Annotated in this window: 22 protein-coding genes and 1 tRNA gene; 13 read left to right on the forward strand and 10 right to left on the reverse strand. The window is 63.1% G+C overall.

Annotation, left to right across the window (positions count from 1 at the left end; genetic code table 11):
- The first annotated feature begins 113 nt into the window (after positions 1–113).
- The 4 genes from thrS (at position 114) to GL300_RS10525 (ending at position 4,112) form a co-directional block, all read left to right on the forward strand.
- Positions 114–2,060, forward strand: coding sequence for a threonine--tRNA ligase (thrS, locus tag GL300_RS10510; protein ID WP_155039586.1), 1,947 nt, complete (start codon positions 114–116; stop codon positions 2,058–2,060).
- Positions 2,061–2,279: 219 nt separating this feature from the next.
- Positions 2,280–2,486 carry a cold-shock protein gene (locus GL300_RS10515; RefSeq protein WP_011747293.1) on the forward strand — a complete coding sequence of 69 codons (207 nt, stop codon included), beginning with the start codon at positions 2,280–2,282 and terminating at the stop codon, positions 2,484–2,486.
- Between the two features lie 173 nt (positions 2,487–2,659).
- Positions 2,660–3,409, forward strand: a complete 750-nt coding sequence (locus GL300_RS10520; RefSeq protein ID WP_155039587.1) for an AMP-binding protein — start codon at positions 2,660–2,662, stop codon at positions 3,407–3,409.
- Positions 3,410–3,464: 55 nt separating this feature from the next.
- The gene (locus GL300_RS10525) at positions 3,465–4,112 is read left to right on the forward strand and encodes a DsbA family oxidoreductase (RefSeq protein ID WP_155039588.1); all 648 of its coding nucleotides are present in this window, start codon (positions 3,465–3,467) and stop codon (positions 4,110–4,112) included.
- Here the strand turns inward: GL300_RS10525 and GL300_RS10530 are convergent.
- Positions 4,109–5,551 (reverse strand): helix-turn-helix domain-containing protein, encoded by a 1,443-nt coding sequence (locus tag GL300_RS10530; RefSeq protein ID WP_155039589.1) that lies wholly within the window; start codon positions 5,549–5,551, stop codon positions 4,109–4,111. The two genes, GL300_RS10525 and GL300_RS10530, sit on opposite strands and share 4 nt — an antisense overlap.
- A gap of 146 nt (positions 5,552–5,697) precedes the next feature.
- Between GL300_RS10530 and aceB the strand changes: the two genes are divergently transcribed.
- Positions 5,698–7,320 (forward strand): malate synthase A, encoded by a 1,623-nt coding sequence (gene aceB, locus GL300_RS10535; RefSeq protein ID WP_155039590.1) that lies wholly within the window; start codon positions 5,698–5,700, stop codon positions 7,318–7,320.
- A 61-nt stretch (positions 7,321–7,381) separates the two neighbouring features.
- Positions 7,382–9,001, forward strand: coding sequence for an isocitrate lyase (locus GL300_RS10540; RefSeq protein WP_155039591.1), 1,620 nt, complete (start codon positions 7,382–7,384; stop codon positions 8,999–9,001).
- Between the two features lie 328 nt (positions 9,002–9,329).
- Here the strand turns inward: GL300_RS10540 and GL300_RS10545 are convergent.
- Positions 9,330–9,413 (reverse strand) — tRNA-Tyr (locus tag GL300_RS10545).
- Between the two features lie 164 nt (positions 9,414–9,577).
- Between GL300_RS10545 and rlmB the strand changes: the two genes are divergently transcribed.
- The 3 genes from rlmB (at position 9,578) to GL300_RS10560 (ending at position 11,527) form a co-directional block, all read left to right on the forward strand.
- Positions 9,578–10,375: a 23S rRNA (guanosine(2251)-2'-O)-methyltransferase RlmB gene (gene rlmB, locus GL300_RS10550; RefSeq protein WP_155039592.1), complete on the forward strand. Its 798-nt coding sequence runs from the start codon at positions 9,578–9,580 to the stop codon at positions 10,373–10,375.
- Positions 10,376–10,480: 105 nt separating this feature from the next.
- On the forward strand, positions 10,481–10,894 hold the full coding sequence (locus GL300_RS10555) for a YHS domain-containing (seleno)protein (RefSeq protein ID WP_155039593.1): 414 nt from the start codon (positions 10,481–10,483) through the stop codon (positions 10,892–10,894).
- A 180-nt stretch (positions 10,895–11,074) separates the two neighbouring features.
- Positions 11,075–11,527 (forward strand): CoA-binding protein, encoded by a 453-nt coding sequence (locus GL300_RS10560; RefSeq protein WP_155039594.1) that lies wholly within the window; start codon positions 11,075–11,077, stop codon positions 11,525–11,527.
- A gap of 74 nt (positions 11,528–11,601) precedes the next feature.
- On the opposite strand, the gene GL300_RS10565 is transcribed toward GL300_RS10560, so the two are convergent.
- Positions 11,602–12,621, reverse strand: a complete 1,020-nt coding sequence (locus tag GL300_RS10565; RefSeq protein WP_155039595.1) for a ribose-phosphate pyrophosphokinase — start codon at positions 12,619–12,621, stop codon at positions 11,602–11,604.
- Between the two features lie 104 nt (positions 12,622–12,725).
- Between GL300_RS10565 and GL300_RS10570 the strand changes: the two genes are divergently transcribed.
- Positions 12,726–13,325, forward strand: coding sequence for a 2-hydroxychromene-2-carboxylate isomerase (locus tag GL300_RS10570; protein ID WP_155039596.1), 600 nt, complete (start codon positions 12,726–12,728; stop codon positions 13,323–13,325).
- 5 nt (positions 13,326–13,330) lie between these two features.
- Positions 13,331–14,089: an alpha/beta fold hydrolase gene (locus GL300_RS10575; protein WP_155039597.1), complete on the forward strand. Its 759-nt coding sequence runs from the start codon at positions 13,331–13,333 to the stop codon at positions 14,087–14,089.
- 3 nt (positions 14,090–14,092) lie between these two features.
- Here GL300_RS10575 and GL300_RS10580 read toward each other — a convergent pair whose 3' ends face one another.
- From GL300_RS10580 to GL300_RS10610, 7 genes are all read right to left on the reverse strand, one after another.
- A complete protein-coding gene (locus GL300_RS10580) occupies positions 14,093–14,443 on the reverse strand; it encodes an H-type lectin domain-containing protein (RefSeq protein ID WP_155039598.1) in 351 nt (116 codons plus the stop codon).
- Positions 14,444–14,539: 96 nt separating this feature from the next.
- On the reverse strand, positions 14,540–14,986 hold the full coding sequence (locus GL300_RS10585; RefSeq protein ID WP_155039599.1) for a F0F1 ATP synthase subunit epsilon: 447 nt from the start codon (positions 14,984–14,986) through the stop codon (positions 14,540–14,542).
- 9 nt (positions 14,987–14,995) lie between these two features.
- Positions 14,996–16,420: a F0F1 ATP synthase subunit beta gene (gene atpD / locus GL300_RS10590; RefSeq protein ID WP_155039600.1), complete on the reverse strand. Its 1,425-nt coding sequence runs from the start codon at positions 16,418–16,420 to the stop codon at positions 14,996–14,998.
- Positions 16,421–16,436: 16 nt separating this feature from the next.
- Positions 16,437–17,312 carry a F0F1 ATP synthase subunit gamma gene (locus tag GL300_RS10595; RefSeq protein WP_155039601.1) on the reverse strand — a complete coding sequence of 292 codons (876 nt, stop codon included), beginning with the start codon at positions 17,310–17,312 and terminating at the stop codon, positions 16,437–16,439.
- Between the two features lie 11 nt (positions 17,313–17,323).
- Complete coding sequence (gene atpA, locus GL300_RS10600) at positions 17,324–18,859, reverse strand: F0F1 ATP synthase subunit alpha (RefSeq protein ID WP_155039602.1); 1,536 nt, start codon at positions 18,857–18,859, stop codon at positions 17,324–17,326.
- Positions 18,859–19,422, reverse strand: coding sequence for a F0F1 ATP synthase subunit delta (locus GL300_RS10605; protein ID WP_155039603.1), 564 nt, complete (start codon positions 19,420–19,422; stop codon positions 18,859–18,861). Before GL300_RS10605 ends, atpA begins: the two co-directional genes overlap by 1 nt.
- Before the next feature lie 229 nt (positions 19,423–19,651).
- Complete coding sequence (locus tag GL300_RS10610) at positions 19,652–20,491, reverse strand: class I SAM-dependent methyltransferase (protein WP_155039604.1); 840 nt, start codon at positions 20,489–20,491, stop codon at positions 19,652–19,654.
- Between the two features lie 51 nt (positions 20,492–20,542).
- On the opposite strand from GL300_RS10610, the gene gloB reads away from it, so the two are divergent.
- Positions 20,543–21,289: a hydroxyacylglutathione hydrolase gene (gene gloB, locus GL300_RS10615; RefSeq protein ID WP_155039605.1), complete on the forward strand. Its 747-nt coding sequence runs from the start codon at positions 20,543–20,545 to the stop codon at positions 21,287–21,289.
- 262 nt (positions 21,290–21,551) lie between these two features.
- Positions 21,552–23,873 carry an ATP-dependent Clp protease ATP-binding subunit ClpA gene (clpA, locus tag GL300_RS10620; RefSeq protein ID WP_192336325.1) on the forward strand — a complete coding sequence of 774 codons (2,322 nt, stop codon included), beginning with the start codon at positions 21,552–21,554 and terminating at the stop codon, positions 23,871–23,873.
- The last annotated feature ends 21 nt before the right edge of the window (positions 23,874–23,894 follow it).

Below are 23,894 nucleotides of genomic sequence, written 5' to 3' on the forward strand. Positions count from 1 at the left end.
GGCATCACACCCTTGCCTAACCGCATTGACAAGCCGTCTCAATCCGTCCAAATCCGCCGGACATAACCCGCAACCGGGCGTTCCGTGGGCGCCAAACCGACGAGGAGGACTGCATGTCCCAGATCTCGCTTACTTTCCCCGATGGCAATTCGCGCGACTATCCCGCCGGCATCACCGCCGCCGAGGTCGCAGCCTCCATCGCCCCCAGCCTTGCCAAGAACGCGATTTCCGCCAGCCTTGATGGTGCGCATATCGACCTGCAATGGCCGATCGATCGCAGCGGCAAGATCGCCATCAACACGATGAAGGACAGCGAACCTGCGCTGGAACTCATCCGCCACGACCTCGCCCATATCATGGCCCGCGCCGTGCAAGAGCTGTGGCCCGACGTGAAAGTCACCATCGGCCCGGTCCGCGATCAGGGCTGGTTCTATGATTTCGACCGCGCCGAAGCCTTCACCCCCGAAGACCTTGGCCAGATCGAAGCCAAGATGAAGCAGATCATCGCGGCCCGCGACCCGGTCCGCACCGAGGTCTGGGACCGCGCCCGTGCCATCGCCTATTACGAAGAGCGTAACGAGCCCTTCAAGGTCGAGCTGATCGCCCGCATCCCCGAAGGCGAGGATCTGCGCATGTATTGGCATGGCGACTGGCAGGACCTTTGCCGCGGCCCGCATCTGCAAAATACCGGGCAGGTCCCGGCCGATGCCTTCAAGCTGACCCATGTCGCAGGCGCCTATTGGCTGGGCGATGCCTCGCGCCCGATGCTGCAACGCATTTATGGCGTCGCCTTCCGCAATCGCGACGACCTGAAAGCGCATATGACCATGCTGGAGGAGGCCGCGAAACGCGACCACCGCAAGCTTGGTAAGGAAATGGAACTGTTCCACTTCCAGGAAGAAGCGCCGGGCATGGTCTTCTGGCACCCGAATGGCTGGACCATCTATCGCGAGCTTGAAGCCTATATGCGCCGCCGCCTGATCCGCGCGGATTACAAGGAAATCAAGACGCCCCAAGTCGTCGACCGCATCCTGTGGGAGAAGTCGGGTCATTGGGAAGCCTATCGCGAGAACATGTTCATCGTCGAAGTCGACGAGGAAGGTGCCAAGGAAAAGCGCATCAATGCGCTGAAACCGATGAACTGCCCCTGCCACGTTCAGGTCTATAACCAAGGCCTGAAATCCTATCGCGATCTGCCGCTGCGTCTGGCCGAGTTCGGCTCGTGCCACCGCTACGAATCCTCGGGCTCGATGCACGGGCTGATGCGCGTGCGCGGCTTCGTGCAGGACGACGCGCATATCTTCTGCACCGAGAACCAGATCGAGGCGGAATGCGCCGGTTTCATCAGCCTGCTGTCTTCGGTCTACAAGGATCTCGGCTTCGAGAAGTTCGACATCAAGCTGTCGACCCGCCCGGATGTCCGCGTGGGCTCGGACGAGATCTGGGACAAGGCCGAGGCCGCACTTGCCGGTGCCATCGAGCATCTGGGCCTGCCCTATGAGGTCAATCCCGGCGACGGTGCCTTCTATGGCCCGAAACTGGACTTCAAGCTGACCGACGCCATCGGCCGCGAATGGCAATGCGGCACATTCCAATGCGACTTCAACCTGCCCGACCGTCTGGGCGCGGAATTCGTCGCCGAGGACGGCCACAAGCACATGCCGGTCATGCTGCACCGCGCCGTGCTGGGCAGCTTTGAGCGTTTCATCGGCATCCTGATCGAAAACTACGCGGGCAAGATGCCGCTGTGGCTGGCGCCGCGTCAGGTCGTCGTCGCCTCGATCGTTTCGGGCGCGGATGATTACGTCCATGAAGTGGTTAAGACGCTGCGCGCCGCCGGCATCCGTGCCGAGGCAGATACGCGCAACGAAAAGATCAACTACAAGGTCCGCGAGCATTCCGTTGGCAAAGTGCCGGCCATCATGGCGATCGGCATGAAAGAGGTCGAGGAACGCAGCGTTTCTGTCAGACGCCTTGACAAACAGGGCAGCGAAAGCTTGAAACTGGACGAAGCGGTTCAGATGCTTTGCTCCGAGGCAACGCCGCCTGACATGCGCTGAGGCTGCCGCAATATCAGCGACATATTGCCGAAAACGTCGAGCGTCTTCATGACGCTCGGCGCATTACCGCTTGCCTTTTTTAGCGAATCATTCATCCTCTCGGACGCGTGAGCACGACTTTCTACCGCCTCCCTCTACGGGCAGCCGGAATATACGAGAAAGGGCTGCACGGCCCGGGGCAATCTCGCACCGGGTAGTTTTCGAAGGAGAGACGGTATTATGGCTACCGGCACCGTAAAATGGTTTAACGCCACGAAAGGCTATGGCTTCATCGCACCTGATGATGGCGGCAAGGACGTTTTCGTCCATATCTCGGCAGTTGAGCGCGCTGGTTTGACCGGCCTGAACGACAACCAGAAGATCGCCTATGAACTGCAATCGGGTCGTGACGGTCGCAGTTCGGCCTCGGATCTGAAGCTGCTCTGATCGCACGCCGAATTTTCGAACGGCCCGCCCTGGCGGGCCGTTTTGCGTTCTGCCTGGCATCTTTCTTGCAAAAATATCCTGCGGGGGAGTCGCGTCAGCGACGGGGGCGCAAAGCCCCCTTTCTTTGCGCGCCGCTTGCCCCTATCCCGACGCCGCAGACATAAGGGGACAGGATGACGCAACCGGCGCTACAGCTTATTCGGACCGGACTGGCCACACCGGACCGTCTGGCCATGTCGGTGATCGGTCTCAGCCGTGCTGACCGCTGGTCCTATGCCCGGTTGCATCACACGATCCTGTCCATGGCCGGGGCGATGCGGGCATCCGGCCTTGCGCCGGGCGACGCGCTGGTCTTTGCCGCTTGCGACCGCCCCGAACACGCCATCGCCTTTCTTGCCGCCACTGCGGCTGGACTGCTGCCCGTGACCGATCCGTCCAAGGCAACCCACCATCCCACGGCAACCTTGCTATTGTCCGGGGAAACCGCCGACACAGCCCGGCCACGGCTTGACCTGCGCGAACTCGCCCAAGGTCAACCGCTTGACGACTTCGATCCCGGCACCAGCCCGACCGGCAACCCCTTCGGCCTGACTGCGCAGGACCGGATGCTGATCACGGGCGGGACCGGCATGGACCTGCTGACCACGCTTTTCGCGACATGGGCACAGGGGGCAGCGGCACTGGTTCCAGGCCCTGCCACGACACCTGCGCAATGGCCGCTGCTGGCATCGCGCCATGGCGCGACGGTTCTTGCCGTTGCGCATCAGGAACTGGATCAGCTGATGGCGCAGGACTGGAAGCCCTGGCCCGCGCTGCGCCAAGCTGTCGCGACAGATGCGGTGCCGGACGATCTGGCGGCCCGCTGGCAGGACCGCACCGGCCTGCCCCTGCTCAAGACCGAAGGACTTGCGCCGCCCCGGTAAAAGCGCGAATAGGCGCATTCGCCCTGCCACAGCCTTTCCATCGCAAGGACAGAACATGACCCAACAGGTTCGCCTCGACATCTTTGCCGATCCCGTCTGCCCCTGGTGCCTGATCGGCAAGGCCGAGCTGGACCGGGCGCTGGAAAGCCGCCCCGAGCATCTCTTTGCCATCACTTGGCAGCCCTTCCGGCTGGACCCGCAGATGCCGCAGGCGGGGATGGATTACGTCGCCTACATGAAGATGAAGTTCGGCGACGAAAAGGGCATCATCGCTGCGATGAAACCGGTGATGGAGGCGTCCGAACGGTTGGGGCTGTGGATCAACCCCTCGCTGATCGAGCGCGTACCGAACACGCTGAACGCCCATCGCCTGCTTTACTGGGCGGGCCTTGAGGCTGCGCAGACCCCGGTCATGTCCGGCCTGATGCGCGCGCATTGGCGCGAGGGCAAGAACATCTCGAATCCCGACGTGCTGGTCGCCATCGCCGAGGGCGCGGGCATGGATGGACAGATGGTCCGCCGCCTGCTCGCCACCACCGAGGACCGCGATGAGGTCGCCACGCGCGAGATCCACGCCCGCCAACGCGGCATCAACTCGGTCCCGACCTTCGTCGTCGCCGATACCCATGTCGTCAGCGGCGCGCAGCCCGCAAGCCTGTGGATGCAGGTCATCGACGAGCTGACCGGGAACAGCCCGGCCTAACCGGCCTCTTCCTCGAAGCTGAAGATCGCAAGGCTGCGCTCGCGCTCATTGACCTTCATGCGGCGGTTGATGGGCGCATGGGCGCGGGCCGAGCAATCGGGCCGCTCGCACAGATAGCAGTTCAGCCCGATATCGACCGGCCGCGTCCGTTCAAGGTCGATCCCGTCAGCATAGACAAGGCGCGGGGCATAGGACACGTCGCAGCCCAGCCCGATCGCCAGCCTTTGCGCCGGTGCGCCATGCATCCCGCCCGCCCGCGTCACCGTGCGCGCGATGGAAAAGTAGCTGGCTCCCTCGGGCATGCGGATCACCTGCGTCTGGACGCGCTCGGGCGTCTCGAAGGCGGAATGGATGTTCCATAGCGGACAGGTCCCGCCAAAGCGCGAGAACGGGAACCGCCCGGCACTGAACCGCTTCGAGATGTTCCCCGCCTGATCGACCCGCACAAAGAAGAACGGAATCCCGCGTGCATCGGGGCGCTGCAAGGTCGTCATGCGATGCGCCGCCTGCTCGAAGCTTGCCCCAAAGCGGTGGCTGAGCAGTTCGACATCATAGCGCGCCGATTCACAGGCGGCGAGGAAACGCGCGTAAGGCATCATCAACGCCGCCGAGAAGTAATTCGCCAGACTGACCCGCAGCAGCGACACTGCGGCAGCATCGGACAGCCCTGCCTGTGCCACCAACCCGGCGATCAACTCCTCCTGTTCCAGCCGCGCCAGCAGCACCCCGATCTGGAAGCGGCGGCTGGACTGGCCCAGCAATTCGGAAATCATCAGCTCGCCGCGGTGGAAATCGAAGCGCCGCAGCTGATCGCCCATGACATGAGAGGGCAGGATGCGGACATGGATGCCATGTCCAGCCAGCCGGTTGGTCAGTGCCAGATGCGGCTCATTGCGATGCAGCGCCAGTTCCTCGGCCAAGGCCTCGGCGGCGCGGTCGACCGGATCGACATAGTTCTTTTGCGCATAGAACCAGTTCCGTACCACATCGACGGGACGCGAGGATTCGGCAAATGCCTCGACCTTGTCGCGGTCGGTCATCGGGTTGTCATCGGCCATCGGGCGCAGGATCGCCTCGCGGTGGCTGTCATGCAGCCGCACAAAGGCCGCCGCGATCCGGGGCGAGGCCTGCAGCACCGCCTCAAGCTCCGCCCGCGGCAGGTTCGCGACCCCCAGAACCGGGTCCTTCAGTGCGGTCGAGAAATCCGCCGCCAATTGCGCATCGGTCGCGGGCGCCAGCTCCGAGATATTCAGGTCATAGACCTGCGCCAGCTTCATCAGAAAGCGCGCCGAGGCCGGGCGCTGATCGGCCTCCATCAGGGTGATGTAGCTGGCGGAAACCCCCAGCTCGGTCGCCATCTGCGCCTGCGTCAGCCCCAGCGATTGCCGCAGCATCCGCAACCGCTGGCCGATGATCAGTTTCTCGTTGCGTTTTGTCATGTGACAAACCTTACAAAGCGGCCGCAAAGCCTGTGACAAACCCTACCACCATACCCGATGAAGGTCCGCGATCCCCAATCAAATGGTGCATTACATTTCTGACATTACTAACGTGACATTCATAGGCCAATCAACAGGAGCCGAAAATGCCGCTCGATCGCAACGCACCCCCGCTGCCCCCCGTTGTCCTGCGCGCCGTTGCAGGCTCGGAACATGTGCTGACCCCCGATGCGATGACCTTCATGGCCGAACTGCAGGCCCGTTTCGGACTGCGCCTGCACGCGCTGATGGTCGCCCGCGCCCGCCGTCAGGAACGGCTGGACCGGGGTGAGCTTCCCGATTACCTGCCCCATACCCGCGAGATCCGTCAGGGCATCTGGCAGGCCGCCCCCGTCCCCGCCGCCCTTGAGGATCGCCGGGTCGAGATCACAGGCCCGGTCGATCGCAAGATGATGATCAATGCGCTGAACTCGGGCGCGCGGGTCTATATGGCGGATTTCGAAGACGCGACCTCGCCCAGCTTCAAGAACATCATCTCGGGTCTGGCGAACCTGATCGACTATCGCGACGGGACGCTGGATTTCACCGATGAGACGACGGGCAAAGCCTACCGCGTCGGCCCGAACCCGGCCCTGCTGATCATCCGCCCCCGCGGCCTGCATCTGTCCGAGGCCAATGTCCTGATGGGCGGCCAGCCGGTTTCCGCGGCGCTGTTCGACTTTGCCCTGTCGCTGTTCCATTGCGGCCGCGCGCTGGCCGCCACCGGGCGCGGGCCGTTCTATTACCTGCCGAAGCTCGAAAGCCACGGCGAGGCCAAGTTCTGGAACGAAGTCTTCGTCTTTGCCCAGGAACGCATGGGCATTACGCAAGGCACGATCAAGGCCACCGTCCTGATCGAGACCCTGCCCGCAGCCTTCGAAATGGACGAGATCGTCTGGGAACTGCGCGACCATATCGCTGGGCTGAACTGCGGGCGCTGGGATTACATCTTCAGCTATATCAAGAATCTGCGCAATCACGCCGCCTATGTCCTGCCCGACCGCTCCAGCCTTGTCATGGACGAGGCCTTCCTGGCCACCTATGCGGCGCGCGTCGTCAAGGTCTGCCACCGCCGCGGCATCCATGCGATGGGCGGCATGTCGGCCGCGATCCCGGTCAAGAACGACCCCGAGGCCAATGAGGCCGCCTTCGACAAGGTCCGCGCCGACAAGCGCCGCGAAGTCGGCATGGGCTTTGACGGCTGCTGGGTCGCCCATCCCGATCTGGTCCCCGTTGCTCAGGCGATCTTTGACGACGCCATGCCCGGCCCGAACCAGATCAGACGTCCGCGTCAGGAATGGCGGATCGAACCCGCGATGCTGCTGAAACCGCATCAGGGCAAGATCACCGAAACCGGTGTCCGCCTGAACGTCTCGGTCGCCATCGAATATCTGGCGCAATGGCTGCAGGGCCGCGGCGCGGTTCCTATCCACAACATGATGGAGGACGCCGCCACCGCCGAGATCAGCCGTGCCCAGCTGTGGCAATGGATCCGCCATGGCGCGCTGGTCGCGACCGAATTCGGGGATGAGCGCCGCCTGACCGCCGACTGGCTGGGCGAGCTGGTCCAGGCCGAAATCGTCTCGATCCTCGAACACCTCGGGCCGGACCGCTTCCATCGCGGGCGCTACCCCTCGGCGGCGCGGATCGTGCTGGAGGCCGCGACCGCGCCCACCCTGCCCGATTTCATCACCACGTCCGCCTATGACGTGCTGAACGCCCTCGACTGAGCGCACCCTTTTCGGCGGGCCACGGCCCGCCCCCTATCCAAAATTCCTGAGGAGGAAATTCATGTCCAATCGCAAGACCTATGCCGAACTGCGCGCCGAAGTTGCCGCGCGTTACCCCTCGGGCCAGACCCCCGGTGGCGTCACGGTCGACGATATCGTCCAGCTGCGGATGCAGAACAGCTATGACACCCATCTGGATATCGCCCGCGACATGGCCAAGGTGATGCGCGCCGACATGGCGGCCTATGACGCCGACAGCAGCAAGTTCACGCAATCGCTGGGCTGCTGGTCGGGCTTCCACGCCCAGCAGATGATCAAGGCGGTGAAACGCATGCGCGGCACCGCGCGCGGCACTTATGTCTATCTGTCGGGCTGGATGGTCGCCGGTCTGCGCAACCGCTTCGGCCACCTGCCCGACCAGTCTATGCACGAAAAGACTGCCGTTGCCGACCTGATCAACGAGATCTACGTCTCGCTGCGTCAGGCCGACGAAGTGGCGATCAACGACCTGTTCAAGGACCTGAAAGAGGCCCGCAAATCCGGTGATACGCTGGCCGAGAAGAAGGCGATCGAGGCCATCGACAGCTTCGAGACCCATGTGGTTCCGATCATCGCTGATATCGACGCAGGCTTTGGCAACGAACACGCCACCTACCTGCTGGCCAAGGAACTGATCAAGGCCGGTGCCTGCGCGCTGCAGATCGAAAACCAGGTCTCGGACGCCAAGCAATGCGGCCATCAGGACGGCAAGGTCACCGTGCCGCGCGAAGACTTCATCGAGAAGCTGCGCGCCTGCCGTCTGGCGCTTGAGGAAATGGGCGTGGACGAGGGCGTCATCGTCGCCCGCACCGACAGCCTTGGCGCAGGCCTGACCCAGAAGGTTCCGGTCAGCCAACGCCCCGGCGATCTGGCCGCCGAATATATCAAATGGCTCAAGACCGAGGCGATCACCGACGCGAACCCGATGCAGGAAGGTGAGCTGGCGATCTTCCAGAACGGCCAGTTCGTGAAGCCCGCGCGCATGGCCAATGGGTTGTTCCCGTTCAAGGAAGGCACCGGCCGCGCCCGCGTCATCGAGGATTGCATCGTCAACCTGACCCAAGGCGGCGCGGACATGCTTTGGATCGAAACCGACACCCCGAATGTCGATGAGATCGCCGGCATGGTGAACGAGATCCGCAAGGCTGTCCCGAATGCCAAGCTGACCTATAACAACTCGCCCAGCTTCAACTGGACGCTGAACCTGCGCAAACAGGTCCGCGAACAATGGCTGGCCGAGGGCAAGATCAGCGCCGCTGACTACCCGGATGGTAATGAGCTGATGAAGGCTGATTTCGACGCGACCGAACTGGGCCTTGAGGCGGATGCCCGTCTGCAGCGCTTCCAGACCGACATCTCGGCCCGCGCTGGCGTGTTCCACAACCTGATCACGCTGCCGACCTTCCACCTGACCGCGAAATCGGTGGACGAACTGTCGCGCGGCTACTTCGGCGACCAGAAGATGCTGGCCTATGTCAAAACCGTCCAGCGCGAGGAAATTCGTCGCGGCGTCTCGGCGGTCAAGCACCAGCACGAGGTGGGTTCCGATCTGGGCGACACCTTCAAGGAAATGGTCGGCGGCGAGCGCGCGCTGAAGGCCGGCGGCCACGCGAACACCATGAACCAGTTCGCCGCCGAGTGATCCCGCAGCCGCGCGACCGATGTCCCTTTGCGGGATTCGGCTAAACCGGTCGCGCGATTACGGGAAACAGGGACACCGCCCCACCCTCGGGGCGGTGTTTCCGTTTTGTCAGGAAGAACGGGTCGCTATTAGCCCGTCACCTCAGGCCGCATTGGCAAGGCCTGCACGGCGCATCATCTGCGCCGATTTCGATATTCTTGCGTTTTCCCAGTCAGGGAAAAACAATGACATGCGCCATTCAGCAGTGTGCTCAAGTTTGGATTTCTGGATTGCTCCGGCCCTCGGGCAGAGCGCCACCACTTTGACTTTATTCGAAAATAAGGGAAAGTGGTGGGCGACCCTGGAATCGAACCAGGCATGGGTCTCCCCGGCGGAGTTACAGTCCGCTGCCGCACCTTGCAGCACGTCGCCCGCCGATCGCTTTCGGCGTGGGGCGGTGATTACCCATAGCGAGCGGGGGCGTCAAGCGCAGAAGCGCAAAAAAACGCGTCATCCACAGGAAGTTGCTGCGACCCTGCGAAAGGTTGCATTTTTCCGTGTTTTCTGCGCAACCAGAACCGAAATCGAGGAAACGCCATGGCCGAGAAACCGCAGAAAACCAAGAAGCCCACCTGGGTCATCGATAAAGAGCGCGCACGCCGCGCCGCTGCGGCCGAGACCGTGTGGCTGTTCGGCCTGCATGCGGTGCGCGACGCGCTGGCCAACCCCGAACGGCAAAAGCTGCGGCTGGTCGTTACCCAGAACGCGCTGGACCGGCTGGGCGAGATTCCCGACGGTATCGAGCCTGAAATCACCGACGCGCGCACCTTCGACCGCGTCGTGCCCCTGCCCCCCGAAAGCGTCCATCAGGGCGCGGCGCTTGAGGTCAAGGCGCTGACATGGGGCAAGCTGGCCGATCTGGCACTGTCGGGGCCGGGCAAGCCGCTGCTGGTCGCGCTGGACCGCGTCACCGACCCGCATAATGTCGGCGCGATCCTGCGCTCGGCCGAGGTCTTTGGCGCGCGTGCGGTCATCGCACCGTCGCGCCACAGCGCCCCGGAGACCGGTGCCTTGGCCAAGACCGCCTCGGGTGCGCTGGAACGCCAGCCCTATCTGCGCGTGGGCAATCTGGCCGATGCGCTGATCGAGCTGAAAGAAATGGGCTACACGATCATTGCCCTTGATGGCACCGGCGAGGAAACCCTGCCCGAGGCGCTGGAGGCTTTGCCGGGCCGGGCCATCTGCCTTGTCTTCGGGGCCGAGGGGCCGGGACTGCGCGAACGCACCCGCGAGACCTGCGACAAGATCGTCCGCATCCCCTTTGCCGCGGATTTCGGTTCGCTCAACGTGTCGAATGCGGCGGCTGTGGCGCTTTACGCAGCCTCACGGAACTGAGCGCAGCCTTCACATCGCGGATAGGCTGCTGGGGCAGTGGTTGAGAATCACGGGCCGATTTGCCAAATGCAGGGTAAACCAGCCTTTCCACAACCAGCAGCCGCCATGCTTCGTTATGCCGCCCTTCTCCTGTCGTTTGCCGCCGGGCCGCAACTCGCGTCGGCGCAGGATTGGGCGTTGAACGGAATCGATCCGGTCGGCTACCGGCAAGAGGGCGCGGCCCTGCCCGGCCGGCCCGACATCGTGACCATGTGGCGCGGTCAGGCGTGGCATTTCGTCTCGGAAGGCAATCGCGAGCGGTTCGAGGCGAACCCCAAGGCCTTTGCGCCGGGGCTGGGCGGGCTATGCGTCGTGGCCCTGTCCGAAGGCCGCTCGGAGCCGGGAAACCCCCGCTATTTCGCGGTGATCGGCCAGCGCACCTATCTGCTGCGCTCGGAAGCGGCCCGCGAACGCCTGCTGGCCGACCCGCAGGACATCCTGATGCAGGCCAAAGCGGTCTGGGCACGGCTTCATCCCTAGATTCTCACTTTTCCGCGAGAGGAGTGGAACTTTCAGGCCACAGTTGTCATTTATTTCATGACATGAGCACGGAACGCTCATGTCAGATCACTGTCCCTCGTTCCGCGACTTGCGCCCGGCCAACTCTGGACCGGGCGCTTTTTATGTGCGACTTTAGGTTGAGATCTGGGGGAGGATCACATGGAATTCGCCATACTCCGCGACGTCGGCAGTTCGCCGATGGACGTCGATATTGCACGAATCGCCCGCGAGACCCGCTGCATCGCCATGGTCGGCCTGTCGCCGAATGAACACCGCCCGGCATGGGGCGTGGCGCGCTTCCTGAAGTCTCAGGGTATTCGGGTCATTCCGGTCAATCCGGGCCATGCGGGCAACCACATCCTTGACGAGCAGGTCTATCCCGACCTTTCGGCCATCCCGACCGATATCCCGGTCGACATGGTCGATATCTTTCGCCGGGCCGAGGCGGTGCCGCGAATCGTCAATGATGCGATCGCCTATCTGCCGCGGCTGCGCACCATCTGGATGCAGCTTGGCATCCGCCATCCTCAATCCACGGAATGGGCACGGCGTCAGGGGCTGACGGTGATCGAGGATCGCTGCCCCAAGATCGAGTTCCCGCGCTTTCTGTAAATGAAAAGAACCCCGGACGCGGCAGCATCCGGGGTTCCGCACGGCGTGGATGGGCCACGCCGCATGCCTTGGGATTACACGTTGGTGTAAAGCCCCTCATAGATCGGGCCCAGCGTATCGACCTCGAACAGCGAGCTGACCGAGGTGCCGTTCCAGATGTTCAGGATGGCTTGGGCAAACATCGGCGCGGTCGGAACGATGCGGATGTTGCTGGCGCTTTTGACATGGTCGGTCGGTTCGATGGAATCGGTGATGACCAGCGATTTCATGACCGAGTTCTGCACGCGCTCGACCGCCGGGCCGGACAGGACGCCATGGGTGATATAGGCATGAACCTCGGTCGCACCATGCTCGGTCAAGACCTGAGCGGCCTTGCACAGCGTGCCGGCGGTGTCGCAGATGTCGTCGACGATGATGCAGGTCTTGCCGGTCACGTCACCGATCACGGTCATCTCGGCGATCTCGCCGGGTTTCTCGCGGCGTTTGTCCACGATCGCCAGCGGTGCGCCGATGCGCTGCGCCAGATCGCGGGCGCGGGCCACGCCGCCGACGTCGGGCGAAATCACCATGACGTCCGACAGGCGGTTCTTGAAGTGGTGCAGGATATCCAGTGCAAAGACCGGAGCCGCGTAAAGGTTGTCCACCGGGATATCGAAGAAGCCCTGGATCTGGGCCGCATGCAGGTCCAGCGTCAGGACGCGGTCGACACCGGCCTCGGTCAGCAGGTTCGCAACCAGCTTGGCGCTGATCGGGGTCCGCGCCTTCGAGCGACGGTCCTGACGGGCATAGCCGAAATAGGGGATCACGGCGGTGATGCGCTGTGCCGACGACCGCTTCAGCGCGTCCGTCATGATCAGCAGTTCCATCAGGTTGTCGTTCGCCGGGTTCGAGGTCGACTGGATGATGAACATGTCCTCGCCGCGGACGTTCTCATAGACCTCGACGAAGATTTCCTGATCGTTGAAGCGCTCGACGCGGGCTTCGATCGGGGCGACATTCATGCCGCGATGCATCGACATGCGGCGGGCAATCGCATTGGCCAAAGGCCGGTTCGCGTTGCCCGCAATCAGCTTGGGTTCGGTCATGGCCGGCATGGCTTGCTCCGTCATTCTGAATATGGCGTATTGGTGCTGGATTCGTAAGATTGCGCCCCGCTTATCACCGCGTTAGCTTGCCCGCAAACCCCGGAGGGCCGCTTATGGCGCATATCGACTATTACTTTGGGACACAAAGCCCGTGGACCTATCTTGCGGGCAGCCGGCTCGAAGACATCGCCGCCCGGCATGGCGCCCAGATCACATACAAGCCGCTTGACCTGCTGCAGCTTTTCGACCGCACCGGCGGTATCCGCCCGGCCAATCGCCACGCCTCGCGCATGGAATACCGGGGGCAGGAACTGCGCCGCTGGTCCGAATATCTGGACATGCCGCTGAACCTGAAGCCCGCCTTCTGGCCGGTGAACCCTGCCCCCTCATCCTATGCGATCATCGCCGCGCAAAAGGCAGGTGGTGGCGATCTGCCCGCGCTGGTGCGCAGCTTTGTCCGCGCCGTCTGGGCCGAGGAACTGAATATCGCCGATGACCAGGTGATCCGCGCGAAATTGACAGCAGCGGGCTTCGATCCCGGTCTGGCCGATAGCGGGCTGTTCGTCGGCGCGCAGGCCTATGAGCGCAATCTGGAGGAAGCGGTCGAGGCCGGGGTCTTTGGCGCGCCCTTCTACATCGTCCGCGACAGCGGCGAGCGGTTCTGGGGTCAGGACCGGCTGGACTTCCTCGACCGCCATCTGTCGAGCCTGTGACGCCCATGCATATTCGAAACTGGCCGGGCCAAACCGAGCGCCCGGCGCTGGCGCTGCATTGCATGATGGGCAATGCCAGCTACTGGGGTCCCATCGCGGCAGGTCTTGCCAATCTGGTGCAGATCACCGCGCCCGACCTGCCGGGCCACGGGCAAAGCCCGGACTGGCCGGGCGAGCCTGATTTTCACACCCATGCCACCCGCCTGATCGCGCCGCTGATCACGCGGCCACTGGACCTGATCGGCCACAGCATCGGCGCGACCATCGCACTGCGCATCGCCGTTGCCGCCCCCGAGGCCGTCCGCAGCCTGACCCTGATCGAGCCGGTGCTGTTTGCCGCAGCCCCCGACCCCACCGCCGAGACCGAGTTGGAGACCATCCGCCGGCTGTCCCTTGACGGCATGGATGAGGAAGCGACCCGTCAGTTCCTGTCGCTTTGGGGAGAGGTCGATCTGGACCGACAGACCACCACAGGCCGGGCCCGGCTGATCCGGCAGATCGCCATGGTGGTATCGGGCAATGACACCCTGATGCGGGACAGCGCGAATATCCTGCGCGAGGGCGGGCTTGAGGCGATCGACGCGCCAGTGATGCTGATCATGGGCGGGGATTCCCCGCCAGTCATCGGGTCCATCGCCGAGGCTTTGGCCGAGCGCATGCAGGAGGTCGGTCTCGCGACAGTGCCGGGGGCCGGGCATATGCTGCCGATTACCCACCCGGATCAGGTCGCAGGGCTGATCCGGATGAACATTGAGCAGAGCTAGGGCCTAGTCGTCCGAGAAATCGTCAAGATGTGGCACGGGTCCGACGGCTATCCAACTGGCCCGGACCCGCGCCACACGCGTATCGCCCCAGGTGCGGAATTCAGCGCGGAACCCCTCGCGGGTGACATTGACTGCCTTGATGTCGACCCGCTGATTGCCGTTGACGCCAATGTCCCACATCGACAGCCCGATCTGCACCACAGGCGGTTCGACGAAGCTCTCGTCGAATCTGACCTCCCGCGCCTCCAGCCGAGAACCTTCTCCCGTCCACATCGGGCCGAGATCCTCAAAGGCCGAAAACATGTCGATGGAACCGTTGGCGATGCCCACGGCGTAATGACCGAACCGTCTCAAAGCTTTTCCCCCAAAGCGCCGGATTGCGGCGCCCCTATATAGATAAAGCCCCGGAATTACCGGGGCTTCAATTGATCTTCCGGTCAGGTTTCCTGCTTAATGCAGAAAATTAGACTGGTTGGGGTCCAGCCCGATATGGGTACCAAGGGCCTCCATGTCGGCCAGCAGCTTGACGGCTGCGGCGACGATCTCTTCCCCGGCAGTGCCACGCTCCTGCGCGACCTTCACCTGACGCTGGGCCTGAGCCATCATGTCATTGAAGATCTCTTGCGTCATCTCGGCGCGCGGATGTCCCCGCTCGGCCAGAAGGGTGACGGATTCGTTGTTGATCTCGGCGAAACCGCCGGTCACCGCGAACTCCGTCTCCGACCCGTCAGCCGCGACCACGGTGACAACACCGGGCCGCAGGTTGACGATGGCCGGCGCATGGCCGGGCATCGCCGTCAGGTCGCCATCGGCGCCGGGAAGGCGCACCTCGCGCACGGGAACGGAAACAAGGTTCCGTTCCGGCGAGACGAGGTCGAACTGCATCGTGTCGGCCATATCGCCCCCTTACGCCGCGTCAGCGGCGAGACGCTGCGCCTTGGCTTTCACTTCCTCGATGCCGCCGACCATGTAGAAGGCCGCTTCCGGCAGGTGGTCGTATTCACCGGCAACAACCGCCTTGAACGACTTGATCGTGTCTTCCAGCGGAACCTGAACGCCGTCCGAACCGGTGAAGACTTTCGCCACGTCGAAGGGCTGCGACAGGAAGCGCTGGATTTTCCGGGCGCGGGTCACCGTCAGTTTGTCTTCTTCCGACAGTTCGTCCATGCCGAGAATGGCGATGATGTCCTGCAGCGACTTGTATTTCTGCAGGATACCCTGAACCGCACGCGCGACGTTGTAGTGATCTTCGCCGACAACTGCCGGGTCGAGAATACGCGAGTTCGAGTCCAGCGGGTCCACGGCCGGGTAGATGCCCAGTTCCGAGATCGCGCGCGACAGAACGGTCGTGGCGTCGAGGTGGGCGAAGGTCGTGGCCGGAGCCGGGTCGGTAAGGTCATCGGCCGGGACGTAGACGGCTTGGATCGAGGTGATCGAGCCGTTCTTGGTCGAGGTGATGCGTTCCTGCATCGCGCCCATGTCGGTAGCCAGCGTCGGCTGGTAACCCACGGCGGACGGGATACGACCCAGCAGTGCCGACACTTCCGAACCCGCTTGGGTGAAGCGGAAGATGTTGTCGACGAAGAACAGAACGTCGGTGCCCGAGGCATCGCGGAACTGTTCGGCCAGCGTCAGACCGGTCAGCGCGACGCGCATACGGGCACCCGGCGGCTCGTTCATCTGGCCATAGACCAGCGCCACTTTCGATTCCGACAGGTTGTCGGGAACGATAACGCCCGATTCAACCATCTCGTGATACAGGTCGTTGCCTTCACGGGTCCGTTCACCAACGCCCGCGAACACCGAGTAACCCGAGTGCACTTTCGCGATGTTGTTGATCAGTTCCATGATCAGAACGGTCTTGCCCACGCCGGCGCCGCCGAACAGGCCGATCTTGCCGCCTTTGGAATAGGGCGCCAGCAGGTCGATGACCTTGATGCCGGTGACCAGGATTTCCGAAGCGGTCGCCTGCGAAGCGAAGTCCGGAGCCGGCTGGTGGATCGCGCGCTTGTCGGTGACGGTCAGCGGCGCACCTTCGTCAACGGGCTCGCCGACGACGTTCAGGATGCGGCCCAGCGTGACGTCGCCCACCGGAACCATGATCGGCTCGCCCAGGTCGGTGACCGGCAGACCACGGACCAGACCTTCGGTCGCGTCCATGGCGATGGTGCGGACAGTGTTTTCGCCCAGATGCTGTGCAACTTCCAGAACCAGACGCTTGCCGTTGTTCTCGGTCTCAAGAGCGTTCAGAATCGCGGGAAGTTGGCCGTCGAACTGTACGTCCACGACGGCGCCGATCACCTGCGTGATTTTTCCTTTGGCCTCTGCCATGTTATACCCCTACGTGTCAGAGCGCCTCGGCGCCCGAGATGATTTCAATCAGTTCCTTGGTGATCGCAGCCTGACGCGAGCGGTTATACTCGGTGGTCAGGCGATCGATCATGTCGCCGGCGTTGCGCGTGGCGTTGTCCATGGCGCTCATCCGTGCGCCCTGCTCGGACGCCGCGTTTTCCAGAAGCGCCGCAAAGATCTGCGTGGCCACCGAACGGGGCAGCAGATCGTTCAGGATCGCATTCTCATCCGGCTCGTAGTCGTAGAGCGACGAGGCACCGGCCTCGGACGTTTCTTCGATCACGGCGGGGATGACCTGCCGGGCAGTCGGAATCTGGCTGATGACGGATTCGAACCGGTTGTAGAACAGCGTGGCCACGTCGAAGCTGCCTGCTTCGAAGCGGTCGAGGATCTCATCCGCGATGCCGCGCGCATTGTCGTAACCGATGCGCTTGACCTCGCTGAGATCGACGTGATGCACGAACAGATCGCCGAAATCGCGTTTCAGCTGTTCGCGGCCCTTCTTGCCCACGGTCAGGATGGTCACCTCTTTGCCCTGCGAGCGCAGCTCGGCAAGGCGCAGACGTGCAAGCTTGACGATGGACGAGTTGAACCCGCCCGCAAGCCCGCGCTCCGAGGTCAGCACCACCAGCAGGTGCCGGCGATCTTCGCCGGTTCCCGCCAGCAGGCGCGGCGCCATGTCCGAGCCGGCTGCCGAAGCAGTCAACCCGGCCATGACAGCGGCCATCCGGTCAGCATAGGGACGCGCGGCTTCCGCCGCTTCCTGCGCACGGCGCAGTTTCGCGGCGGCGACCATTTGCATCGCCTTGGTGATCTTGCGCGTGTTCTTAACGCTGCCGATCCGGTTCTTTAGGTCCTTGAGGCTGGGCATCTATCCCTCCCTCAGGCGTAGGTCTTGGCGTAACCGTCCAGCGCTGCCTTGATCGATGCTTCCAGTTCGCCCGCAATCTTGCGGTCGTTCCGGGTCATGTCATCAAGCAGATCGGCTTTCTGGTTGCGCAGGAACTGGATCAGGCCCTGCTCCCACTTCGTCACGTCCTTGACCGGAACGGCATCGATATAGCCTTTGGTGCCGGCATAGATGACGATCACGATCTCGGCGTTGGTCAGCGGCGAGTATTGCGGCTGTTTCATCAACTCGGTCAGGCGCGCACCGCGGTTCAGCAGTTTTTGCGTTGCGGCGTCGAGGTCCGAGCCGAACTGTGCAAAAGCAGCCATTTCGCGATACTGGGCCAGTTCCAGCTTGACCGGACCTGCGACCGATTTCATCGCCTTGGTCTGAGCGGCCGAACCAACGCGCGACACCGACAGACCGGTGTTCACGGCCGGGCGGATGCCCTGGAAGAACAGTTCCGTTTCCAGGAAGATCTGACCGTCGGTGATCGAGATCACGTTGGTCGGGATATAGGCGGAAACGTCGCCGGCTTGGGTTTCGATGATCGGCAGAGCCGTCAGCGAGCCGTTGCCATTCGCGTCGTTCAGCTTGGCCGAACGCTCGAGCAGGCGCGAGTGCAGATAGAAAACGTCGCCCGGATAGGCTTCACGCCCCGGCGGACGGCGCAGCAGCAGCGACATCTGACGGTAGGCAACGGCTTGCTTGGACAGGTCATCATAGATGATCAGAGCGTCCATGCCGTTGTCGCGGAAGTATTCACCCATGGCGGTCGCCGAATAGGGTGCCAGGTACTGCATCGGAGCCGGGTCCGAAGCGGTCGCGGCGACGACGGTCGTGTAGGCCATCGCACCGGTTTCTTCCAGCTTTTTCACCAGCTGGGCAACGGTCGAGCGCTTCTGACCCACGGCGACATAGATGCAGTGCAGCGTCTTCATGCCATCGGCTTCGCGGCCGTTGTAGTTCTGCTGGTTCAGAATGGTGTCGAGCGCGATCGCGGTCTTGCCGGTCTGACGGTCGCCGATGATCAGCTCGCGTTGGCCGCGGCCAACGGGGATCATGGCGTCGACAGATTTCAGGCCGGTCGCCATCGGCTCGTGCACCGATTTGCGCGGCATGATGCCGGGGGCCTTCACGTCGGCGATACGGCGCTCGACGTTCTCGAGCGGGCCTTTGCCGTCGATCGGGTTGCCCAGAGCGTCGACAACGCGGCCCAGCAGGCCCTTGCCGGCGGGGACTTCCACGATGGCGCCGGTGCGCTTGACGGTGTCGCCTTCCTTGATCGAACGGTCGTCGCCGAAGATCACGATGCCGACGTTGTCGGTTTCAAGGTTCAGCACCATGCCGCGGATGCCACCCGGGAATTCGACCATTTCGCCGGCTTGGACTTTGTCCAGGCCGTAGACGCGGGCGATACCGTCACCGACGGACAGCACCTGCCCGACCTCGGCCACCTCGGCGTCCTGACCGAAATTCTTGATCTGATCCTTGAGGATGGCCGAGATTTCGGCTGCCTGGATTCCCATTATCCGACCTCTTTCATAGCATTCTGGAGGGAGGCGAGCTTCGAGCGGATCGAGCTGTCGATCATCTTCGAGCCCAGTTTAACGATCATGCCGCCGATGAGGGTCTCATCGACGCGCGCATTCAGTTTGATTTTCTTGCCCGATTTGCTGGCCAGAGTATCGGCCAGGCGGGTCTTCTGTTCTTCGGTCAGCTCAGTTGCACTGACCACATCGGCGGTCATCTCGCCACGCGCATCGGCGATCAGGCCGCGCAGCTTGGCGATGAATTGGGGCAGCGTGAACAGCCGGCGGTTCTTTGCCAGCAGACGCAGCGTGTTGGTCAGCTCGACCGACAGGCCCATGCGCTCGGCCAGCGCGGCAATCGCGGACTCCTGCGCGTTGCGGCCATACAAAGGCGAGACGGTCAGGTCACGAAGATCCGCGCTTTCGTCAAGGGCGGCAGCCAGGCTGTCGATTTGCGTGGACAGGGCGTCAAGACCCGAATCCTTCACCAGATCGAAAAGGGCCTGTGCATAACGCCCGGCGATATCAGCGGAAATCGAAGCGGAATTGGCCACGGTCATCCTTCCGGTTTGCGCAAGCTCCGCTGGCGGGCCTACCCTTGGCTTGGGCAGGTCAGTCACGGAGCGCGGGTCAAAGGGCTCCTTAGGCCGTGCCCGGCCGCAAGTATCCCGAAAAATCTGCCGCGTCATTAGCAGGTGCTTTCCCGTGCCGCAACCGCATTGAACACGGAATTGCGAGGGTTTGCGCCCTTCGTCGGATAACGCGGCGACAATGAGTTGGAGGATTGCGCTAACGGTCTGTGGAACCGGGTTTTCCGGCCTCGGGGACAGCTGCGCGATGCAGGTGCGACGGCTCGCCGCGCCCCCGCGCGATCTTGCCGCTGCCGGCGGGTTTGGGGCGCGCGATCCCCTCAAGCAGGTCCAGCGGGCTGGGCACCGTCAAACGGCGCAGCCGGCCAATGGGGGCCTGCATCTGCTTGCTGAACTCGCCCAGCACCACGCCTGCGACCAGAACCTGACTGACGCGGCTGCCCATGCGCTCCCACATCTGGGCGCTGCGCAACCAGAAGCGGCGGTCCGAGGGCGGGATATACAGTGCCGCTCCTGTCGTCTCGGCAACAAAACCCGCGCTGCGCCCCAATGCCTCAAGCTGGCCGACCGTATAGCTGCGGCCAAAGCCAAAGGGCGTCGCATCGGATCGCGCCCAAAGCCCGGTGCGGTTCGTCGCCATGACCAGCATCCGTCCGCCCGGCCCCAGCACCCGCCACGCCTCGGCCAGCACGGCCTGCGAATGGTCAGCGGTCTCAAGTGCATGCAGCAGGATCAGCCGGTCGACGCTTCCGGTGTCCAGCGGCCAAGCGGTTTCCTCGCACAGGACCGCGCAATTGGGCATGCCCGGCGGCCATGCCATGACCCCCTGCGGCCCCGGCATCAGGCTGATCACCCGCCGCGACCGGCCCAGATAGGGGCGCTGCATCGGCGCAGCAAAGCCGTATCCGGCCAGCGTCATGCCTGCGGTCTTATCGGGCGGCCAAAGCTGGGTCAGCCGGTCTCGCAGCACTTTTTGCACCACGCGCCCCAGCGCCCGGTTGTAGTAGAATTTCCGCAGCTCGATCACGTCGTGATGCATTGCGCCTCTCGTCAGCTCGGGCCAGACTGCGGCAAAGCGAAGGATTTGCCAATGCCGCTGGAACTGGTCCCAGTCCGCTGCCTGACTGACAATTATGCGTGGCTGCTGCACGGCAACGGCCAGACCGCCCTGATCGACGCACCCGAGGCCGCCCCCATCCTGCATGAGCTGGCAGCACGGGGCTGGACGCTGGATCTGATCGCCCTGACCCACCACCACGCCGACCACATTCAGGCCGTCCCCGAGATCGTCGCCGCAACCGGCGCCAAGGTCGCGGGCAACGCGCTGGACGCCGCACGGCTACCGCCACTGGACATCGCGCCCCACCCCGGTGAGACCATTTCGATCTGTGACGAGCAGGCTCAGGTCATCGACGTCTCCGGCCATACCATCGGCCATGTCGCCTTTTACCTGCCCGCCTCACGCATGGCGTTCACCGCCGACAGCCTGATGGCGCTTGGCTGCGGACGCCTGTTCGAGGGCACGCCGCAGATGATGTGGGACAGCCTGTCGCGGCTGAACGCACTCCCCGGAGAAACGCTGATCTGCTCGGGCCATGACTACTGTCTGGGCAATGGCAAATTCGCCCTTTCGGTCGATCCGGACAATGATGCATTGAGGCAACGCCTTGATGACACCGCAGCGGGCAGACGTCCCTGTGCCCCGGCGACGCTGGATGACGAACGCGCGACCAATCCGTTTCTCCGCGTTGCAGAATTGCGTCACCCTCTGGGTATGGCCGATGCCGGGGATGCCGCTGTTTTTGCTGAACTTCGCGCACGAAAGGACAGGTTCTGAGGCCATCGCCGCAGCGCAGCAAGAGATTTATGCCATCCCCCTGTCCCCGTCCAATGATTGTCGGCTGCGCAGAGGGGCTGCTTGAAATTCCGGCATGCGGCAATCACATCTCATTCAACCGTCGGAGTTTCGGCATCAGGCAAGGCAAATACCGCTTGAATTGCGCGAGATTCCGCCAAAACTTAATTGTATCGTGACAGTCTGGTCAGGTGGACCGCCCCCTTGCGGCCCATACCGCCAGCCGACTGACAGGAGCTGAATCGTGCCGTCCTTTTCGAACACTTTGGAACAGGCAATCCATTCCGCGCTGGCCTTGGCCAATGAGCATCGCCATGAACTCGCCACGCTCGAGCATCTGCTGCTTGCGCTGACCGAGGAACCCGATGCAGTCAAGGTAATGCGGGCCTGCAACGTCGATCTGGACGAATTGCGCCGCATGCTGGTTGAATTCATCGAGGACGATCTTTCGACGCTGATTACCGATGTCGAGGGCTCGGAAGCCGTCCCCACCGCTGCCTTCCAGCGGGTGATCCAGCGCGCCGCAATCCATGTCCAGTCCTCGGGCCGGACTGAAGTGACCGGGGCCAATGTCCTTGTCGCCATCTTCGCCGAGCGGGAATCGAACGCCGCCTTCTTCCTGCAGGAACTGGACATGACCCGTTACGACGCGGTCAATTTCATCGCGCATGGCGTGGCGAAAAATCCGTCCTATTCCGAAAACCGCACCGTGCAGGGCTCGGACCAGCCCGGTGAGGAAACCCAAAACGAGACGCCCCCCGCCAAGGACGAATCCGCGCTGGCGAAATACTGCGTCAACCTGAACAAGAAGGCCTCCAAGGGCGATGTCGACCCGCTGATCGGCCGCGCCGATGAGGTCGAGCGCTGCATTCAGGTCCTCTGCCGCCGCCGCAAGAACAACCCGCTGCTGGTGGGCGATCCCGGTGTGGGCAAGACCGCCATCGCCGAGGGGCTGGCGCTGAAGATCACGCGGGGCGAAACCCCAGATGTGCTGGCAGGTTCCACCATCTTCTCGCTCGACATGGGCGCACTGCTGGCCGGGACCCGCTATCGCGGCGATTTCGAGGAACGCCTGAAAGCCGTGGTCAAAGAGCTTGAGGACCACCCCGACGCGATCCTGTTCATCGACGAGATCCACACCGTCATCGGTGCGGGCGCGACCTCGGGCGGGGCGATGGATGCCTCGAACCTGCTGAAACCGGCACTGTCGGGCGGCAAGCTGCGCTGCATGGGTTCGACCACCTATAAGGAATTCCGCCAGCATTTCGAAAAGGATCGCGCCCTTTCCCGTCGCTTCCAGAAGATCGACGTGAATGAGCCGACCGTGCCCGACACGATCAAGATCCTGATGGGGCTGAAACCCAGCTTCGAAAAGCACCACGACCTGCGCTACACCAATGACGCGATCCGCATGGCGGTGGAACTGTCGGCGCGCTACATCCATGACCGCAAGCTGCCCGACAAGGCCATCGACGTCATCGACGAAGCCGGTGCCGCCCAGCATCTGGTCGCCGAAAGCAAGCGCCGCAAAACCATCGGCCCGAAGGAAATCGAGGCCGTCGTGGCCAAGATCGCCCGCATTCCCCCGAAAAGCGTGTCCAAGGACGATGCGGCGGTGCTGAAGGATCTGGAAGCCACGCTGAAACGGCTGGTCTTTGGTCAGGACGTAGCAATCTCGGCGCTGTCCTCCTCGATCAAGCTGGCCCGTGCCGGCTTGCGCGAACCTGAAAAGCCCATCGGCAACTATCTGTTCGCGGGCCCGACCGGCGTCGGCAAGACCGAGGTGGCCAAGCAACTGGCCTCGACCCTTGGCGTGGAACTGCTGCGCTTCGACATGTCGGAATACATGGAGAAACATGCGGTCTCGCGGCTGATCGGCGCGCCTCCGGGCTATGTCGGCTTCGATCAGGGCGGGCTGCTGACCGACGGCGTCGACCAGCATCCGCATTGTGTGCTGTTGCTGGATGAGATCGAAAAGGCCCACCCGGATGTCTACAATATCCTGCTGCAGGTGATGGATAACGGGAAGCTGACCGACCATAACGGTCGTCAGGTCGATTTCCGCAACGTGATCCTGATCATGACCTCGAACGCGGGCGCTGCCGACCAAGCAAAAGCCGCTTTCGGCTTTGGTCGCGACCGCCGCGAGGGCGAGGATACCGCCGCCATCGAGCGCACCTTCACGCCGGAATTCCGCAACCGTCTGGATGCGGTAATCAGCTTCGCTCCGCTGTCGCGCGATATCATCGTGCAGGTGGTCGAGAAATTCGTCCTGCAACTGGAAGCCCAACTGATTGATCGCGGCGTCCATATCGAACTGACCGACGAGGCCGCGCATTGGCTGGCTGAGAAGGGTTACGACGACAAGATGGGCGCGCGTCCGCTGGGCCGCGTGATTCAGGAAACGATCAAGAAACCGCTGGCCGAGGAGCTGCTGTTCGGCCGCCTGACCAAAGGCGGCGTGGTCCGCGTCCGGATCGAGGACGACAAGCCCGTCTTCGACATCACCGGCCCGGAGGCACCGCGCATCAGCAAATCAAAGCCGCCGCTGCTGACCGCAGATTGATCGGCACAACATGATCCAAAG

Origin of the sequence: Paracoccus litorisediminis, assembly GCF_009711205.1 — a bacterium.
GTDB classification, from domain to species: Bacteria; Pseudomonadota; Alphaproteobacteria; order Rhodobacterales; family Rhodobacteraceae; genus Paracoccus; species Paracoccus litorisediminis.

Excerpts from the sequence above, each read along its gene's own strand:
- thrS (WP_155039586.1), top strand. The coding sequence starts at position 114 with ATGTCCCAGATCTCGCTTACTTTCCCCGATGGCAATTCGCGCGACTAT.
- GL300_RS10515 (WP_011747293.1), top strand. The coding sequence starts at position 2,280 with ATGGCTACCGGCACCGTAAAATGGTTTAACGCCACGAAAGGCTATGGC.
- GL300_RS10520 (WP_155039587.1), top strand. The coding sequence starts at position 2,660 with ATGACGCAACCGGCGCTACAGCTTATTCGGACCGGACTGGCCACACCG.
- GL300_RS10525 (WP_155039588.1), top strand. The coding sequence starts at position 3,465 with ATGACCCAACAGGTTCGCCTCGACATCTTTGCCGATCCCGTCTGCCCC.
- GL300_RS10530 (WP_155039589.1), bottom strand. The coding sequence starts at position 5,551 with ATGACAAAACGCAACGAGAAACTGATCATCGGCCAGCGGTTGCGGATG.
- aceB (WP_155039590.1), top strand. The coding sequence starts at position 5,698 with ATGCCGCTCGATCGCAACGCACCCCCGCTGCCCCCCGTTGTCCTGCGC.
- GL300_RS10540 (WP_155039591.1), top strand. The coding sequence starts at position 7,382 with ATGTCCAATCGCAAGACCTATGCCGAACTGCGCGCCGAAGTTGCCGCG.
- rlmB (WP_155039592.1), top strand. The coding sequence starts at position 9,578 with ATGGCCGAGAAACCGCAGAAAACCAAGAAGCCCACCTGGGTCATCGAT.
- GL300_RS10555 (WP_155039593.1), top strand. The coding sequence starts at position 10,481 with ATGCTTCGTTATGCCGCCCTTCTCCTGTCGTTTGCCGCCGGGCCGCAA.
- GL300_RS10560 (WP_155039594.1), top strand. The coding sequence starts at position 11,075 with ATGGAATTCGCCATACTCCGCGACGTCGGCAGTTCGCCGATGGACGTC.
- GL300_RS10565 (WP_155039595.1), bottom strand. The coding sequence starts at position 12,621 with ATGCCGGCCATGACCGAACCCAAGCTGATTGCGGGCAACGCGAACCGG.
- GL300_RS10570 (WP_155039596.1), top strand. The coding sequence starts at position 12,726 with ATGGCGCATATCGACTATTACTTTGGGACACAAAGCCCGTGGACCTAT.
- GL300_RS10575 (WP_155039597.1), top strand. The coding sequence starts at position 13,331 with ATGCATATTCGAAACTGGCCGGGCCAAACCGAGCGCCCGGCGCTGGCG.
- GL300_RS10585 (WP_155039599.1), bottom strand. The coding sequence starts at position 14,986 with ATGGCCGACACGATGCAGTTCGACCTCGTCTCGCCGGAACGGAACCTT.
- atpD (WP_155039600.1), bottom strand. The coding sequence starts at position 16,420 with ATGGCAGAGGCCAAAGGAAAAATCACGCAGGTGATCGGCGCCGTCGTG.
- GL300_RS10595 (WP_155039601.1), bottom strand. The coding sequence starts at position 17,312 with ATGCCCAGCCTCAAGGACCTAAAGAACCGGATCGGCAGCGTTAAGAAC.
- atpA (WP_155039602.1), bottom strand. The coding sequence starts at position 18,859 with ATGGGAATCCAGGCAGCCGAAATCTCGGCCATCCTCAAGGATCAGATC.
- GL300_RS10605 (WP_155039603.1), bottom strand. The coding sequence starts at position 19,422 with ATGACCGTGGCCAATTCCGCTTCGATTTCCGCTGATATCGCCGGGCGT.
- GL300_RS10610 (WP_155039604.1), bottom strand. The coding sequence starts at position 20,491 with ATGCATCACGACGTGATCGAGCTGCGGAAATTCTACTACAACCGGGCG.
- gloB (WP_155039605.1), top strand. The coding sequence starts at position 20,543 with ATGCCGCTGGAACTGGTCCCAGTCCGCTGCCTGACTGACAATTATGCG.